This window comes from Bacillus sp. NPDC060175, from assembly GCF_042728695.1.
GTDB lineage: Bacteria > Bacillota > Bacilli > Bacillales > Bacillaceae_G > Bacillus_A.
The window spans coordinates 75,152-92,231 of record NZ_JBHWYR010000003.1; the positions used below are offsets into that span (position 1 = coordinate 75,152).

Below are 17,080 nucleotides of genomic sequence, written 5' to 3' on the forward strand. Positions count from 1 at the left end.
TTGAGGCGTTCTTTGCCTCCTGGGAAGAAGCGAAGCCACCTCACATTCTAGCCACTGTAGCTGGATTACAACAAAAAAGAAAAAGGCCTCGCTTTTTATCAAAGCGAAGCCACTCTTTTCTTACTTACGCTTTTTCTTTTTCTTCTTGAATCCTGGTACATTTTCAAAGAAGCCTTTTTTCTTCTTACCATTACCGTTACCATCTTTTTTCCCTGGCTGACTAGCGGATGTGGATGCTGATGGAGATGCTGATCCTTTTCCTTTTCCTTGTCCACCACGATCAAACTTTCTTCCTGTGCCGCGCTCGCCACCGCGCTCATTAGTGCGCTCGCTACGTCCACCGCGTTTCTTTCTGCCTGTTCTTGGCTGTTCAATCACAACTGGACGATCTTTGAACTTACGACGAGGTGTGCCTTTCATACCAACGATTTCAAAGTCGATTGCGCGCTCGTCTTTATTTACGTTAATAACACGAATTGTAATTTCGTCACCGATGCGGAATACGTTACCTGTACGTTCTCCAATCATCGCAAAATGTTTTTCGTCATAACGATAGTAATCATCTGTTAAATAGCTAACGTGTACAAGACCTTCAATTGTATTTGGAAGCTCTACGAATAAACCGAAGTTTGTTACAGAGCTAATCATACCGTCATACTCTTCGCCAATCTTATCAACCATATACTCTGCTTTTTTCATTTCATCTGTTTCACGCTCTGCTTCAACAGCACGACGTTCCATATTAGAAGAGTGCTCTGCAATCTCAGGTAAGTTTTCACGCCATTTCGCTTGCGTTTCGTTGTCTACTTTACCATTAATGACGTATTCACGAATCAACCTATGAACAATCGTATCTGGATAACGACGAATTGGTGATGTGAAATGCGTGTAGAACTCAGTTGATAAACCGAAATGTCCTAAGCTCTCCGAATCATAACGTGCTTGCTTCATAGAACGAAGCATAACTGTTGAAATGACTACTTCTTCCGGCTGACCTTGAACCATTTCAAGAATTTGTTGCAACGCACGAGGATGTATTTCATTCGCACGTCCTTTTACTGCATATCCGAAGTTTGTTACAAACTCGAAGAAACGCTCAAGCTTATCTTCTTTCGGATCTTCATGGACACGGTACATAAACGGTACGTTCATCCAGTGGAAGTGCTCTGCTACTGTTTCGTTCGCAACAAGCATAAACTCTTCAATTAACTTCTCTGATACAGAACGATCACGCATTACAACATCAGTCGGTTTTCCTTCTTCATCTACTAGTACTTTCGCTTCTTTAAAGTCAAAGTCAATCGCACCGCGGCGCATACGTTTTTCACGTAAAATTTGTGCTAACTGCCCCATTTCTTTAAACATCGGTACTAGCGGCTCGTAGCGTTCAATTAGTGCTTCGTCTTCATCTTCTAAAATGCTTCTTACGTCAGCATACGTCATACGCTCTGTCGTTTTAATTACACTTTGGAAAATCTCATGTTTTACAACATCACCTAGATTGTTGATTTCCATTTCACAAGATAGTGTCAGACGGTCTACTTTCGGATTTAATGAACAAATACCGTTTGATAAACGATGCGGAATCATCGGAATTACACGGTCTACAAGATATACACTCGTTGCTCTCTCCGCTGCTTCAACATCAATTGGAGAACCTTCTTGAACGTAATGACTTACATCCGCAATATGAACGCCAAGCTTATGGTTACCGTTCTCAAGCTTCGTTACTGTAACAGCGTCATCTAAGTCTTTCGCATCCGCACCATCAATTGTAACAATCATTTGATCACGTAAATCACGGCGATCTTTTATATCTTCTTCTGAAATCGTTTCTGGTACACTGTTTGCATGTTCCATCACTTCTTCAGGGAACGCTAAAGGTAAATGGTGTTTATGAATGACAGATAAAATATCTACTCCTGGGTCATTTTTATGACCTAGAATTTGAATAACTTCACCTTCTGCGCTTAAACGGTTCTCTGGGTAGCCCGTAATTTTCACAACTACTTTATGGCCTTCTACAGCACCCATAGATGCACTTTTCAAGATAAAAATGTCACTTGTCCAGCGTTTATTATCAGGTATAACAAATCCAAAGTTCTTTGACTCTGTATATGTACCAACTAGTTCCTTCGTTCCACGCTCTAAAATACGAACAATCGCGCCTTCTTGGCGTGATCCACTTGATTGCGCGCTAACACGTGCTAATACTGTATCACCATGAAGTGCACCATTTAATTCTGTAGGCGGGATGAAAAGATCATCATCTCCTGTTTTCTTCTCTTCTGGAACAACGAACGCAAAACCACGTGCATGCCCAATTAATTTACCGCGTACTAAATTCATTTTTTCTGGAAGACCGTAGCGGTTACTACGTGTGCGGATAACAAGCCCCTTCTCTTCCATCATTACAAGTGCCTTTACGAAATCTTTAAAGCCCTCAGAGCCTTCGATTCCAAATGCCGATTCTAATTCTTGTATCGTTAACGGTTTATACGCTTCTTCCCTCATAAATAATAACAACTTATCAATATGTTCTTGCATGATTTCTTCCAAGCAGAAATACCTCCTTTAAACCCTTATATTATTTAGTGTATCCGAAAGATGGGGGATGTATAAAGTGAAACTTTAATCATCTCCCAATGATTTTTTACAGCTTTCATAAAGTGTAACTTTAATCAGTGGAGTTTTGTCCCTCCCCACTGATTATTAGCCCACACCAATTGGGATAATAAATTCCCTTATGAAAAAAAGAGGCAACTAGATCTTACCAATCTAGTTGCTCCAAGAAGTTATATACATCCTCATGTAGCACATCACGTTCTTTATCAAGTGTAATGACATGCGTAGAGTCTTCATACCATTTAATGTCTTTTAACGTAGATTCTACACCGTTATAAATAATGTTAGCACTATCTGTATTAATCATCTCATCATGACGTGCTTGTACAACGAATGTTGGAGCATAAATCATATCAACATTATTGCGTACATCACGAATCAACTCCTGTAATGCTTTTAATGTATTCATTGGTGTCTGTTTAAATTCAAACATTTCCTGCTCAATTCGTTCTGGTGATTTTTGCTCACGCTTTTTATATTCGCGGGCATATGCCAATATACCTTGGTACATAATTTCTTCACTTTTAATGTACATCGGTGCACACATTGGTACAACACCTAAAATCGGTAATGTATAAGCAAGTTTTAATGAGAATACTCCGCCTAATGATAATCCAACCGCAGCTATTTTCTCGTAACCTTGATCTTTTAAATGCTGGTAGGCATTCATTACATCTTTCCACCAGTCTTCAGGGCCTGTATGAACAAGCTCTTCTGGTGGTACGCCGTGTCCTTTATAAATTGGCGCATGACAAGTATAGCCTTTCTTCTCTAAGAAACGCCCTAGCATGCGTACGTCAGCTGAGTTCCCTGTGAATCCATGTAATAACAAAACAGCGCGGTCTCCACCTTCAAATGTAAATGGTTTTGGAGATGCTAATTTCATCATGTACTTCTCCTCTTTCTCTTCTGTAATCTAGTCGTATTCTTTCTATTCTTAGTGTACCATATTTATAATTCTATAATCTAATTAGAAACTTTTTTCGAATAACAAATTAAAAAAAGAAGAACCATTAGCATAATCGGCTAACGCTTCTTCTTTTTAATTCTATAAATTTAAGTACGTAACACCAATTGTTAGTACGAAGAATAATACAGCTAAGACAACTGTAATACGGTTTAATACCGCTTCAATTCCACGTGCTTTTTGCTTACCAAACAATTGCTCTGCACCACCTGAAATAGCGCCTGAAAGGCCTGAGCTATTACTAGACTGCATAAGTACCATAACAATCATTAAAATCGATACAATAATAAGTAAAACTGATAATAACGTATGCACTTGGCGTACCTCCTACAAAGATTCAGTTAGTTTAAATGTTAGCATAAATCCTATAGAAAAGCGAGAGCTATAGAGTCACTCTCGCTTTTCTTCTATTACATAAACACCATTGCGAATAACGGTCCGAGCAAACATGTCAAAATTGCTGTTAATGTCATTGTTACCGATCCAATAACACCTTCATGCTCATTATTTTTCATCGCTCTCATAACACCCATAATATGAGAAGCACATCCAAAGCCAATCCCTTTACCAACTGAGTTTGTAACGCGGCTCCATTTTAATAAAATTGGTCCCGTAATCGTTCCAGTAATCCCTGCGATAACGACGAAGGCTGCTGTTAAGGACGGGACACCACCAACTTGTTCCGATACACTCATCGCAACTGGCATTGTCACTGATTTTGGTAAAGAAGATAAAATTAAGCTTTTATCTGTTCCCATAAGTGTGGCGATAGCGAAATCACTTGCAATAGCAACTGTTGTACCTACTAATACACCACCAGCAATTGGTACAACATATTTTTGCAGAACATGACGTTGTTTATAAAGCGGGATTGCAAATGCTACAACACCTGGTCCGAGTAGCTTCGCAATCCAGCCACCACCACTTTCCATATAATTTTGATATGGTATATCAAGCACTATAAATAAGAAAGCCATTAATCCTGTTGCAACAAGCATTGGAATGGTAAATGGCGTTGGAAATAATTTGTAGATTTTTTTAGATAATTGATATAATAGCACCGTAAAAAGAACCCAACCAATTCCGATTAATATTTTGCTCATTGTGTCTCTTTTTCCTTTCTATTCGCAAGATATTGTCCTGTATGTCCTGCGACAATAATAATTAAAAACGTACTCGCTACAACTGTAATGAAAAGAGAAATTCCTTTACTCATAAAAAAAGCACCGTAATTCATTAAGCCAAGCGTTGGCGGAATTAATAAAAACGGCATAATAGCAACGAGTGTTTCTGCTCCTAAATCAAACCATTTCACTGGAAGTACTTTTAGGCTAAGTAAAACAAGTAGAAGGAACATCCCAATCAAACTTCCTGGAATCGGAATATTCAACATTTCTTGCACCCAATTTCCAACCATATACAATACATAAAGAGCAGCAATTTGGACAAGAATCTTTGTAAGTTTCATGTTCATCATCCCTCATGTTTATACGATCTTCTGTTAATATCCTTATCATAGTATAAATTGTAAAAACCTGCAATTTATCAAATCAACAACGAAAATCCACTATATTATACGCTTACACCCTTGATATGACTGCGTTTCCACATGTAATTTACGTCAAAAACATTGACCTAATATACAAAGTTTATATTTTCTGAATTTTGATTGTTATTATTTCAATAAAATAAAGTGAAACTTTAATCAGAGGGGGGGTGTCCATCCCCCTCTGATTATTAGCCTTCGCCAATCGGGCTTTTACGGGCAGTTAATGCGGGATAAAACCCTTCACTCCATTTTCATTCTGCCTTCTCTCTAGCACACATATATATAAAGATAGGTGGTGAACATATGTCTAAAAAAGTTCTCATTTTTTGTGATCCTGGAATCGACGATACGATAGCCCTCCTCCTCGCATTCTTTATCGATGAAATTGACATCGTTGGGATTGTCGCTGATTACGGCAATGTTCCAAAAGAAATGGCCGTACAAAATGCTCATTTTCTTAAACAAAAATCAAGAAATAGAGATATAAAAATATTTGGTGGTTCAGAACGTCCTCTCAATGGATGTCCACCCGCTTTTTTTACCGATGTTCACGGTAAAGAAGGATTAGGACCAATCATTCCAAATGAAAAGTTACAAAACGGAGAAATGGAGAATTTCTTTAAAGTTATCCCTCTTATCGAGCAGTATAAAGACGAACTAATCATTGTAAGTTTAGGGCGACTCACTTCCCTAGCTATTTTATTTATTTTATATAAAAACTTAATGCAGCAAATTAAATCTTATTATGTAATGGGTGGTTCCTTTTTGCACCCAGGTAATGTAACTCCCGTATCAGAAGCGAATTTTTATGGTGATCCAATCGCGGCTAACATTGTATTACAATCCGCATCCAACATGTACATATACCCGTTAAATGTAACGCAGTATTCCATCGTTACACCTGACATGGCTGAATATATTGAGGCGAAAGGAAAGGCTTCTCTCGTCAAACCTCTATTCGATCATTACTACTATGGATATTACGAAAAAATTTTACCTCAATTAAAAGGCTGCCCTTTTCATGACACGCTACCGATATTAGCTTTACTTGATAATTCTATGTTTACCTACTACAAATCACCAATTACCGTCATGACCGAATCTTACGCTCAAGGAGCAAGCATCGGTGATTTCCGCTCTTTAGTAGGATCAAGCCCATTCATCAATCGGCCCTCACAGCAAATTGCTATAGATTTTGATTACAATCTCTTTTTTAAATATTTCATGTCATTCATGACAGATGAACAATTTTAACATAAAAAAACAGACCGTGATTTCTCACGGTCTGTCGTTATTTTCTACAATTATCGTTTGATATTGTAGAAAGATTGTAAACCAGCATAAACAGCGATTTCGCCTAGCTCGTCTTCGATACGTAATAATTGGTTGTACTTAGCAATACGGTCAGTACGGCTCATAGAACCAGTTTTGATTTGGCCAGCGTTAGTTGCAACTGCGATGTCAGCGATTGTAGCATCTTCAGTTTCACCAGAACGGTGAGATACAACTGCTGTGTAACCAGCACGTTTAGCCATTTCGATTGCTTCGAAAGTCTCAGTTAAAGTACCGATTTGGTTAACTTTAATTAAGATTGAGTTAGAGATACCTTTTTCGATACCTTCAGCAAGTTTTTGAGTGTTAGTTACGAATAAATCGTCACCAACTAATTGTACTTTATCACCGATACGCTCAGTTAATAATTTGTGACCATCCCAGTCGTTTTCGTCTAAACCATCTTCAATAGAGATGATTGGGAAGTCTTTGCAAAGCTCTTCGTAGAAATCAACCATTTCTGCAGAAGTTAAGCCAGTACGGCCTTCGCCTGCAAGGTCATATTTACCAGTTTCTTTGTTGTAGAACTCAGAAGAAGCAACGTCCATTCCTAAGAATACGTTCTCGCCAGCTTTGTAACCAGCTTTTTCGATAGCTTCGATGATTACTTCTAATGCTTCACGGTTAGAACCAAGGTTTGGAGCGAATCCACCTTCGTCACCTACTGCAGTGTTAAGACCTTTGTCATGTAATACAGCTTTAAGTGCATGGAATACTTCAGCACCCATACGGATTGATTCTTTGAATGTTGGAGCACCAACTGGTAAGATCATGAACTCTTGGAAATCAACGTTGTTATCAGCGTGAGAACCACCGTTGATGATGTTCATCATTGGAGTTGGTAATTGTTTTGCATTGAATCCACCAAGGTAACGGTATAATGGAAGACCTACGAAGTCAGCTGCTGCGTGAGCTACTGCCATAGATACACCAAGGATAGCGTTAGCGCCTAGTTTACCTTTGTTTGGAGTACCATCTAATTCGATCATAGCACGGTCGATACCAGCTTGATCAGTTACGTCGAAACCAACGATTTCTGGAGCGATTGCTTCGTTAACGTTGTTTACTGCGTTCATAACACCTTTACCAAGGTAACGAGATTTGTCACCGTCACGTAATTCTACTGCTTCGTGCTCACCAGTAGATGCACCACTTGGTACGATAGCGCGTCCGAATGCGCCGCTTTCTGTGTAAACTTCTACTTCTACAGTTGGGTTACCACGAGAGTCAAGGACTTCGCGAGCATAAACATCAATAATTGTTGACATAATAAATTCTCTCCTTTTTATATAAGCAAATTATTTAATAATTGTTTTACCTGTCATTTCTTTCGGTTGTTCCACATTTAAAAGTGTAAGCATTGTTGGAGCGATATCTCCTAAAATACCACCTTCACGAAGCTCTACATCATTTTTTGTAACGATGAAAGGAACCGGGTTAGTTGTATGAGCTGTCATAGGACCGCCTTCAGCAGTTAACTCCTGATCGGCATTACCATGGTCAGCAGTAATAAGTGCTACACCATCTTTTGCAAGAATCGCTTCTACAACTTTTCCTAAACATTCGTCAGTTGCTTCTACTGCTTTAATTGTTGGTTCCATCATCCCAGAATGGCCAACCATATCACAGTTTGCAAAGTTAAGAATGATAACATCATGTTTATCATTTTCGATGTCATTTACTAAAGCGTCCGTTACTTCATAAATGCTCATTTCAGGTTTCAAGTCATATGTTGCAACCTTCGGTGAGTTAATTAAAATACGCTCTTCTCCCGGGAATTCAGCCTCACGACCACCGCTAAAGAAGAATGTAACGTGCGGATACTTTTCAGTTTCCGCGATGCGAAGTTGCTTTAATCCCGCTTGCGCAACAACTTCACCTAATGTGTTATCAAGGTTCATTGGCTTGAATGCCACGTAACCATCTACAGTTTCACTAAAATGTGTCATACAAACGAACTCAGGAATGTGAGGTACTTTTTCACCACGATCGAACTCACGGAAGTCTTCGTTTGTAAATACACGAGCAATTTGAATTGCACGGTCTGGACGGAAGTTATAGAAGATAACTGCATCATCATTATTGATTGTTGCAACTGGCGTGTCATCTTCGTTAACAATTACAGACGGCAATACGAATTCATCATGAATACCATTTGCATAAGAGTCTTCTACACACTCTTCTGCTGATTTATAAGTAGGGCCTTCACCATTCACCATAGCACGGTAACATTTTTCTACGCGATCCCAACGCTTGTCACGGTCCATGGAGTAATAACGACCAGAGATAGTCGCGAATTGTCCTACTCCTGTTTCTTTAATTACTTCATTTGTTGCATCGATATAACCTTTTGCTGTTTGTGGTCCAACATCGCGGCCATCTAAGAATGCATGGATATATACTTTCTCCACGCCTTCTTTTGCTGCTAAGCGAAGAAGAGCAAACATATGGTTCATGTGACTATGCACACCACCATCAGAAAGTAAACCGAATAAATGAAGAGCAGTACCTTTTTCTTTCACGCTTTTAATTGCATTTTGGAAAGTTTCGTTCTGATCGAACTCACCTTCACGAATTGCAACGTTTACGCGTGTTAAGCTTTGATATACGATGCGGCCAGCACCGATATTTAAGTGACCAACCTCTGAGTTACCCATTTGACCTGCTGGAAGACCTACTTCCTCACCACAAGCTGTAAGCGTTGTGTGAGGGAATTTGTTCCAGTAACCATCAAAATTAGGTTTCTTAGCTTGTGCTACAGCATTCCCGTAAGTTTCTTCACGTAGTCCGAAACCATCAAGAATGATTAAAGCTGTTGGCTTTCTCATTTTACCGCCCCCAGAAGACCTAAGAACGAAGCAGGCTCTAAGCTAGCACCGCCAACTAAAGCGCCGTCGATGTCAGATTGTGCCATATACTCTTTAATGTTTTCTGGTTTTACGCTACCGCCGTATTGAATACGAACAGCTTCTGCAGCTTCTGGAGAAACTGCTTCTGCAACAACTTTACGGATGTGCGCACATACTTCATTTGCATCTGCAGAAGAAGAAGATTTACCTGTACCGATAGCCCAGATTGGCTCATAAGCGATAACAGTTACTTTAACTTGCTCTTCTGTTAAACCTGCAAGTGCTTTTGTCACTTGACCTGCTACTAGATCAAATGTTTTTCCGCTTTCGCGCTCTTCTAAAGTCTCACCACAACAAACGATTGGTGTTAAACCATGTTCAAATGCTGCAAGAGTCTTTTTGTTTACTGATTCGTCTGTTTCAGCAAACATTTCACGACGCTCAGAGTGGCCAAGTACTACGTAGCCTACTTTTAAGTCGCTAAGTGCTACTGGGCTAATTTCGCCAGTGAACGCACCATTTTTTTCGAAGTGCATGTTTTGTGCACCTACTTGTAAGTCAGTTCCTTCAGCCTTTGCTACAAGACGCTCTAGGAATAGAGCTGGAGAGCAAACTACTGCATCAACAGCTGAAGCTGCTGGGATTTGACCTTTAACTTCCTCTACGAAGCTAACTGCTTCAGATAGAGTTTTATTCATTTTCCAGTTACCTGCGATAATTGGTTTACGCATGCTTTGCACCGTCCTTTTTCTTTGGCTGCTACTTATTTGTCGTTAAGACAAACTACACCTGGAAGCTCTTTGCCTTCCATGAATTCTAATGACGCACCGCCGCCAGTAGAAATGTGGCTCATTTTATCAGCCATACCGAATTTTTCAACAGCTGCTGCAGAGTCACCACCGCCGATAACAGAGTATGTATCTTCTGCATCTGCTAATGCTTGCCCTACTGCTTTTGTACCTTCTGCGAATGGAGTCATTTCGAATACACCCATTGGTCCATTCCATACAACAAGCTTAGAGTTTTTAATTACATCTGCATAAATTTCACGTGTTTTAGGACCGATGTCCACGCCTTCCCATGTAGAAGGGATAGAGTCGATACCAACGATTTGAGTTGTTGCAGTTTCAGAGAATTCCTCTGTGATGACAACATCAACTGGCATATAGAAGTTTACGCCTTTTTCTTTTGCAAGTTGCATAAATTCTTTAGCTAGTTCAATTTTGTCGTTTTCACATAGAGATAGACCAATTTCATGACCTAAAGCTTTAACGAATGTGTAAGCAAGTCCGCCACCGATGATTAAGTTATCTACTTTGTCTAATAGATGACGAATTACACCGATTTTATCTTTTACTTTCGCACCACCGATGATAGCTGTGAATGGACGTTCTGGGTTAGAAAGTGCTTTACCTAATACATCTAACTCTTTTTCCATTAATAATCCAGATACTGCTGGTAGGTAGTCTGCGATACCTGCTGTAGAAGCATGAGCACGGTGAGCTGCACCGAATGCATCGTTTACGAAGATATCAGCAAGAGCTGCAAATTCTTTCGCAAGTTCTGCATCGTTCTTTTCTTCGCCCGCATAGAAACGTACGTTTTCAAGAACTACTACGTCGCCTTCGTTCATTGCTGCAACCATTTCTTGTGCAACTGGTCCGAATGCTTCGTCCGCTTTTTTAACATCTTTACCAAGAAGCTCGCCTAAACGTGCTGCTACTGGAGTAAGACGTAATTCTTCTACTGCTTGACCTTTTGGACGGCCTAAATGACTTGCTAAAATTACTTTCGCACCTTGCTCTACTAAATATTGAATTGTAGGAAGAGCTGCACGGATACGAGTTTCATCTGTAATTTTGCCTTCTTTCATAGGTACGTTGAAATCAACGCGGCAAAATACACGCTTACCTTTTAAATCTACGTCACGAATTGATTTTTTGTTCATTGGATTTCCCTCCGACTACTAGTTAGGATTGACAAAACCCATTCAAAAGCTTATCACATTTGCTTCTAAAACGAAAGAAGAGAGAGAGGGAACAAACCCTCTCCCTCGTTTTGTCATTGATTGCTTATATACTTAAGAATTAAAGACCTTTAGAAGTCATGTATGCAGCTAGGTCTACTACGCGGTTAGAGTAACCAGTTTCGTTATCGTACCAAGAAAGTACTTTAACCATGTTACCTTCCATTACCATTGTAGATAATGCATCGATTGTAGAAGAAGCTGTACATCCGTTATAGTCGATAGATACTAATGGCTCTTCGCTGTATCCAAGGATACCTTTTAATTCGCCTTCAGAAGCTGCTTTGAATGCTGCGTTTACATCTTCAACTGTTACTTCTTTGTCAAGTTCAACAACTAAGTCAACAAGAGAAACGTTAGCAGTTGGAACACGTACAGCGCCGCCGTTTAATTTACCTTTAAGTTCTGGTAATACTAATGCTACAGCTTTAGCAGCACCAGTAGATGTTGGGATCATGTTTTCAGCCGCTGCACGAGCACGACGTAAATCTTTGTGTGGTAAGTCTAAGATTTGTTGGTCGTTAGTGTAAGAGTGAATTGTTGTCATCATTCCGCGTTTTACGCCGAATTTTTCGTTTAATACTTTAGCGAATGGAGCTAGACAGTTTGTAGTACAAGAAGCATTAGATACTACGTTGTGGTTAGCTGCATCGTATTCTTCGTGGTTAACACCCATAACTACAGTGATATCTTCGTCAGAAGCTGGAGCTGAGATGATAACTTTCTTAACTGATCCACCTAAGTGTTTCTCAGCGTCTGATTTTTTAGTGAAACGGCCAGTAGATTCTACTACTACTTCTACTCCGTAGTCGTTCCATGGTAATTGAGCTGGGTCACGCTCAGCGATAACTTTAATTTCTTTACCGTTAACAATGATGCTGTTTTCGTTAGCAGATACTTCTGCATTTAAAGTTCCGTGAACTGTATCATATTTTAAAAGGTGAGCTAATGTTTTAGCATCTGTTAAGTCGTTGATTGCTACTACTTCTACCTCAGAGTTGTTAAGAGCTGCGCGGAATACGTTACGTCCGATACGTCCAAATCCATTAATACCAATTTTAGTCATTTAAATTTCCTCCTTGGGGGATTATATTAAAGGGTATTACCCTTTGTTAATTGTTTTGCTGCACCTTCATCTGTAATTAGAATTGAAGTGTGCCCTTGCTTTATTACAGCCTGTATTGCTTTTGCTTTTGAAGAACCTCCAGCGACTGCGACAACGTGAGATACATGTTGTAAATCTTCAAGTTGCATACCAACTGTTCTTACTTTATGAACAACATTTCCTTGTTCATTAAAGTAGTAACCGAAAGCTTCGCCAACTGCTTCGCTTGCCTGAATCTTTAACCAATCTGCTTCTGAAGTATTTCTGCGACGTGCCATTATTAACGCATCACCAATTCCATGAATGACGATATTGGAAGATCGAATCAACTCAAGAACTTCTTTCACGGAGGGCTCTATTACAATAGACGCATATGCTTCGCTACTAACGTGATCTGGAACATACAATAAGCGATAATTACTCATCGTATTTTGTGCCATTTTGGCGCAAATGGTATTGGCTTCTAACTCGACACCTTCTCCAATTCCACCACGTGCTGGGACAAATAGCATATGTAAATCTTTGCAATCAAGTTGCATCATGTCCGCAGCAGCAGCTAGCGTAGTTCCCCCAGCCACAGCAACGATATTATTCACTGTCAGACGGTCTTTTATACAAGTCACACAAGCACGGCCCATCTCCAGTTTGACCCAAGGTGATTCATCACTATCACCAGGGACAACGAAAACTTCATCCAAGTCTAATGTTTCCTTAAGTTGTTTTTCTAAAACCTTTAACCCGGAAATTTCTTTCATAAAGTCTTCCAAAGCAAGAACTAAAGCTGTTCCTTCTTCTGTCAAAGTCATTCCAGAAGAAGCGACGTGAACTAAGTTTTGTTCTTTCAAAACTTGAACTTCACTTCGCAATACTCGTTCTGTCATACCGAGACTTGCAGATAAGTTTCTTCTTCCAATCGGCTGCATAAGCCTAATGTACTGAAGCACTTGCATTCTCGTTTGCATAACAGGTAGCAGATCAGGTAATAATTTTTTTGTGTTCTGAATCCATGAGCGCATATCTTTTCTCCTCACTACATCGGTTCATTTTCCTTTGTGGTCACTTTGTGTCCCGTAGTGACATTTTGTGTCCCACTTAGGTTAAAAAAATAATCCCTGCTACGTGTATTATTGTAACAGGAGATAGAAACTTATTCAACTCTTAACTGCATTGTTTATATAGTTTATTATGACACCTTTGTGAATGTTACCATATTCTACTTGTCTTCCGCCTATTTCTACAACAGGAATCATTAGATGGTATTTCTCTAAAAGGTCATTATCTTCATATATATCTATTTCCTCAATTTGAAAAGAATATTCACATTGTACTTCCTTTAAAATTTGTTTCGCCTTCACGCAAAGACCACAATCTTTTTTTGTATATAGTACAACCTTCATCTTCTTCACCTATCCAATTGTTTTTCTTAGAGACGAAGCAGGAATATGCATTTGTTCTCTATATTTCGCAACCGTTCTGCGAGAAATAACGATTTCATACTCTTCTTCTAATAATTTTGAAATCTTTTGATCCGAAAGTGGCTTTTTCTTATTTTCTGCTCCAACAAGCGTTTGAATGAATTGTTTCACACGCTTTGTAGAAACCGCCTCATCTTCCGTCGTAGAAATAGAATTACTAAAGAACGATTTCATCTCAAATAAACCATGCGGCGTTTGCACATATTTATTACGCGTTGCACGACTAATTGTAGACTCATGCACACCCAACTCTTCCGCCACCTCTTTTAAAGCAAGTGGTTTTAAATACTCTGGACCTTTCCAGAAGAAATCATGCTGTTTTTCCATAATAATATTCATCACTTGTAAGAGTGTTTGTTTTCTCTGTTTCAAACTGCGCATAATCCATTGCACATGCTGATACTTCTCCGATACGTAAGAAGCCACTTCACTTTCACTATTATTTAGTAACGCACTATACTCAGAGTGAATTTCAATTCTTGGCATATTTCTCTCATTCATCTGTAAAACGAGATGATCACCATCTTTTTTCACCGCCATATCAGGCACGATATAAAGTGGTTTATCAGAAGAAAATGCAAGACCTGGTTTCGGCTGTAATGATGTAATACAGTTCACCGCATCCTGTAATTCCTCGTTGGTACACTTCAACACCTGAACGAGCTTTCGCCAATCTTTCTTAACGAAATAATTAAAATGATCATCTATAATTTCTTCCGCTAAACCATTTCTTCTTTGTAAGCGCTTCAATTGAATTGATAGACATTCCTGAATATTACGCGCACCTACCCCTGCTGGCTCTAACGATTGAACAAGCTCCACGGAACGGTCCACTACATCGATTGGCGCAGAAAGAAGCTCTGATAACTCTTCATTTGTTTCTTGTAAATAGCCATTTCCATCCATGTTCATAATAATGAAAGAAGCTGCTTTTCGCTCTTCTTCATCTATTTTATAATACTGTAGTTGATTTAATAAATGTTGCTGAATCGTTGTAGAATCCACACTGTAGATTTCCATTTGATTCTCGACTTGTTTGCCGGTACTTTTACTTGTGTTAGAGCTCTTTTTCTTCTCCCTCTCGAAACCACCTAACTCAATAAGGGGATTCTCTAACGATTGCTCATATAAAAACTCCGATAATTCTTGTACATTATACTGGAGCATTGTAATCGCTTGCCTTAACTCTTGTGTCATTGCCAAACGTAAGCTTTGTTCTTGTAAAAGACTTGCCTTCAAACTAATCTCCCCCTTGTTTCTATTGTACAATAAGTTTGGTAAAAGGAGAATCCTCACGCAGACACCCATTCCAAAATATTATTAATTTATATGTATTAATGAGATTTACAACTTACAACCGAAATTTGAATAATATTGAAAGAAAATAATAACACGTAAAAGTTATTACCACATACTAATAGTAAATCTTATAACTAGATATAACAAGAGGGAAATAAAAAAGTCCTAACCTACAAAACGTAAGTTAGGACTTTTTGACGCGCCCAGAGGGATTCGAACCCCCGGCAGACGTGGTACCGGAAACCACCGCTCTATCCGACTGAGCTATGGGCGCATGATTATTACGATAATATCAACGGTTTGCCTCCGTCTTCTTCCGATTTGTTCTTACCGAAAGTTAAACGTAGGATACGAACACCAACACGTAGACGTTCGCTTCTTTACATATGGATATTATATCCTGACGCTAACCTAATGCGCAAGCATAAAAATCTCGTCTACACTAGCTTTAGCACGCAGTTTTCCTTCTTTCGTTCCCCCTCTTAATCTAATTAAATCGCAATAGAACGCATATAGGCGCATAACCTGTTCATCACATTAAATTTAATCGACTGGAATTGCACCTCTCGGTATCGTACTTTCCGCATATAGTCTACAAAAAGAAAGACAGGCGAAGTGATTCCCGCCCATTTCCGCACTATTTTATATATTTTGATCGCAGTCTTAATATATCTTCCTCTTCACGAATGCCTGCTGATCCCTTCCTCACATTTTTTACGACAGTCCAATTTGGGTTAGTTTCATCACCGATGTTCTGTATTGTAAAGTTGCCGTCACCATATTTTCGTTGACCTTCTGCCAATTTCTCCGTTAAATCACTCTCTTTTGCTTTCGCCATCTTTGCGCCATCTCCCTTTTTTATACAACCTTCTTAAACTGTCCAACCAATCACACGTCCAGTCAATTGGAGATCCTCGCTTTCCGCTTCGATTAATTGTAACACACTGTCGGGGGTAAGTTCCGATAGCGGCTGCCCAATCGCATTAGAAACGTTATTTTCTTTGAATGTGAATGATGCGATTCCATTCGTTACCAATCTATATCGTTTACGCATAAAAAAGTGACTAGAGCCGAAGCCCTAGCCGATCATTTTCGATTATTTCGTTTTAGCTAACGCCTTAACGACTTCTTCTTCCTTGACCGTTTCGTCGCCTAAGATATATAGAGTGCCGTCATTCTCGGTATCGCACTTTTCGCATATATCCTACAAAAAGAAAGACAGGCGAGAAATTCCCGCCAATCTCCGCCAAACCTATCTCCCTCTTGATTGCTCTAAACTTCGCTGCCACTTCGCCATTATCCTACGATGTTTCGTGCCATCGCCCTGCCGTGGATTACGATCGGCGCCGCCTTCTTCATTTCCGCATTTCCCGTGGGCTGACTATGCCTAGACATTACCATGCCCGATCGTGACTGCGTTGTCTCTTTTGTCGCTGCTGCCCTTTCCTTCGCGCTGATCTTCGCCATCTTATCGCATCCTTTTCGTTATAGTAGCGATCATTTGACCGCTCAAAAGAGTTTCGCCAACCTATAGCCAACGATCAAATATATCTTCCTCCTTTATTCCTGCCGATCCCTTTGCCACCAGTTGGTGTACGATCTTCCAATTCGGATCATCTTCGCTGCCTTCGTTAACTAAAATAAAGTTGTTTCCGTACTTGCTGCGAGCCTCGCCGATCAGCTCCGATAAATTACGAGCAAGTTGCCCTCTCGTCCTAGATGCGTCAATCTCGCACATTCTCCTAGTAACGACGTTCGGATTTTCCTGTTTAATTTTCGTCTCGTTATCGTACCCGCTTTCTTTTCTCCATGATGTGGTATGTGCCATTTCTTCGCCATCTCCTTTTTGTCAT

General features: G+C 39.6%; 17 protein-coding genes and 1 tRNA gene. 1 reads left to right on the plus strand and 17 read right to left on the minus strand.

What is annotated here, in order from left to right; translation table 11 throughout:
* Nucleotides 1-120: 120 nt before the first annotated feature.
* The 5 genes from rnr to ACFWDE_RS02645 form a co-directional block, all read right to left on the minus strand.
* Nucleotides 121-2,547: a ribonuclease R gene (gene rnr, locus ACFWDE_RS02625; protein WP_377889969.1), complete on the minus strand. Its 2,427-nt coding sequence runs from the start codon at nucleotides 2,545-2,547 to the stop codon at nucleotides 121-123.
* 223 nt (nucleotides 2,548-2,770) lie between these two features.
* Nucleotides 2,771-3,511, minus strand: a complete 741-nt coding sequence (locus ACFWDE_RS02630; protein ID WP_162836430.1) for an alpha/beta hydrolase — start codon at nucleotides 3,509-3,511, stop codon at nucleotides 2,771-2,773.
* A 162-nt stretch (nucleotides 3,512-3,673) separates the two neighbouring features.
* Nucleotides 3,674-3,907, minus strand: a complete 234-nt coding sequence (gene secG, locus ACFWDE_RS02635) for a preprotein translocase subunit SecG (protein WP_002144925.1) — start codon at nucleotides 3,905-3,907, stop codon at nucleotides 3,674-3,676.
* A 95-nt stretch (nucleotides 3,908-4,002) separates the two neighbouring features.
* Complete coding sequence (locus ACFWDE_RS02640; RefSeq protein WP_377889838.1) at nucleotides 4,003-4,695, minus strand: LrgB family protein; 693 nt, start codon at nucleotides 4,693-4,695, stop codon at nucleotides 4,003-4,005.
* Nucleotides 4,692-5,069, minus strand: a complete 378-nt coding sequence (locus ACFWDE_RS02645) for a CidA/LrgA family holin-like protein (RefSeq protein WP_179117541.1) — start codon at nucleotides 5,067-5,069, stop codon at nucleotides 4,692-4,694. Before ACFWDE_RS02645 ends, ACFWDE_RS02640 begins: the two co-directional genes overlap by 4 nt.
* A 375-nt stretch (nucleotides 5,070-5,444) precedes the next feature.
* Here ACFWDE_RS02645 and ACFWDE_RS02650 point away from each other — a divergent pair, with 375 nt between their 5' ends.
* Nucleotides 5,445-6,395: a nucleoside hydrolase gene (locus tag ACFWDE_RS02650; protein ID WP_377889841.1), complete on the plus strand. Its 951-nt coding sequence runs from the start codon at nucleotides 5,445-5,447 to the stop codon at nucleotides 6,393-6,395.
* 50 nt (nucleotides 6,396-6,445) lie between these two features.
* Here the strand turns inward: ACFWDE_RS02650 and eno are convergent, their stop codons facing one another.
* From eno to ACFWDE_RS02710, 12 genes are all read right to left on the minus strand, one after another.
* Nucleotides 6,446-7,741: a phosphopyruvate hydratase gene (eno, locus tag ACFWDE_RS02655; protein WP_002112796.1), complete on the minus strand. Its 1,296-nt coding sequence runs from the start codon at nucleotides 7,739-7,741 to the stop codon at nucleotides 6,446-6,448.
* A gap of 30 nt (nucleotides 7,742-7,771) precedes the next feature.
* The gene (gpmI, locus tag ACFWDE_RS02660) at nucleotides 7,772-9,301 is read right to left on the minus strand and encodes a 2,3-bisphosphoglycerate-independent phosphoglycerate mutase (protein ID WP_002089542.1); all 1,530 of its coding nucleotides are present in this window, start codon (nucleotides 9,299-9,301) and stop codon (nucleotides 7,772-7,774) included.
* The gene (tpiA, locus tag ACFWDE_RS02665) at nucleotides 9,298-10,053 is read right to left on the minus strand and encodes a triose-phosphate isomerase (protein ID WP_002016069.1); all 756 of its coding nucleotides are present in this window, start codon (nucleotides 10,051-10,053) and stop codon (nucleotides 9,298-9,300) included. Before tpiA ends, gpmI begins: the two co-directional genes overlap by 4 nt.
* Before the next feature lie 32 nt (nucleotides 10,054-10,085).
* Nucleotides 10,086-11,270 (minus strand): phosphoglycerate kinase, encoded by a 1,185-nt coding sequence (locus ACFWDE_RS02670; protein ID WP_002112800.1) that lies wholly within the window; start codon nucleotides 11,268-11,270, stop codon nucleotides 10,086-10,088.
* Nucleotides 11,271-11,409: 139 nt separating this feature from the next.
* The gene (gap, locus tag ACFWDE_RS02675) at nucleotides 11,410-12,414 is read right to left on the minus strand and encodes a type I glyceraldehyde-3-phosphate dehydrogenase (RefSeq protein WP_377889845.1); all 1,005 of its coding nucleotides are present in this window, start codon (nucleotides 12,412-12,414) and stop codon (nucleotides 11,410-11,412) included.
* A 26-nt stretch (nucleotides 12,415-12,440) separates the two neighbouring features.
* Nucleotides 12,441-13,469, minus strand: coding sequence for a gapA transcriptional regulator CggR (cggR, locus tag ACFWDE_RS02680; RefSeq protein ID WP_377889847.1), 1,029 nt, complete (start codon nucleotides 13,467-13,469; stop codon nucleotides 12,441-12,443).
* A gap of 135 nt (nucleotides 13,470-13,604) precedes the next feature.
* The gene (locus tag ACFWDE_RS02685; protein ID WP_002144911.1) at nucleotides 13,605-13,850 is read right to left on the minus strand and encodes a glutaredoxin family protein; all 246 of its coding nucleotides are present in this window, start codon (nucleotides 13,848-13,850) and stop codon (nucleotides 13,605-13,607) included.
* A 9-nt stretch (nucleotides 13,851-13,859) separates the two neighbouring features.
* Entirely contained in the window at nucleotides 13,860-15,167 is a 1,308-nt protein-coding gene (gene rpoN, locus ACFWDE_RS02690) for an RNA polymerase factor sigma-54 (RefSeq protein ID WP_377889850.1), read from the minus strand.
* Between the two features lie 258 nt (nucleotides 15,168-15,425).
* Nucleotides 15,426-15,501 (minus strand) — tRNA-Arg (locus ACFWDE_RS02695).
* A 363-nt stretch (nucleotides 15,502-15,864) separates the two neighbouring features.
* Nucleotides 15,865-16,065, minus strand: a complete 201-nt coding sequence (locus ACFWDE_RS02700) for a hypothetical protein (protein ID WP_001029589.1) — start codon at nucleotides 16,063-16,065, stop codon at nucleotides 15,865-15,867.
* A gap of 33 nt (nucleotides 16,066-16,098) precedes the next feature.
* On the minus strand, nucleotides 16,099-16,281 hold the full coding sequence (locus ACFWDE_RS02705; RefSeq protein ID WP_377889978.1) for a hypothetical protein: 183 nt from the start codon (nucleotides 16,279-16,281) through the stop codon (nucleotides 16,099-16,101).
* Nucleotides 16,282-16,755: 474 nt separating this feature from the next.
* A complete protein-coding gene (locus tag ACFWDE_RS02710; RefSeq protein WP_016096555.1) occupies nucleotides 16,756-17,055 on the minus strand; it encodes a hypothetical protein in 300 nt (99 codons plus the stop codon).
* Nucleotides 17,056-17,080: the final 25 nt, after the last annotated feature.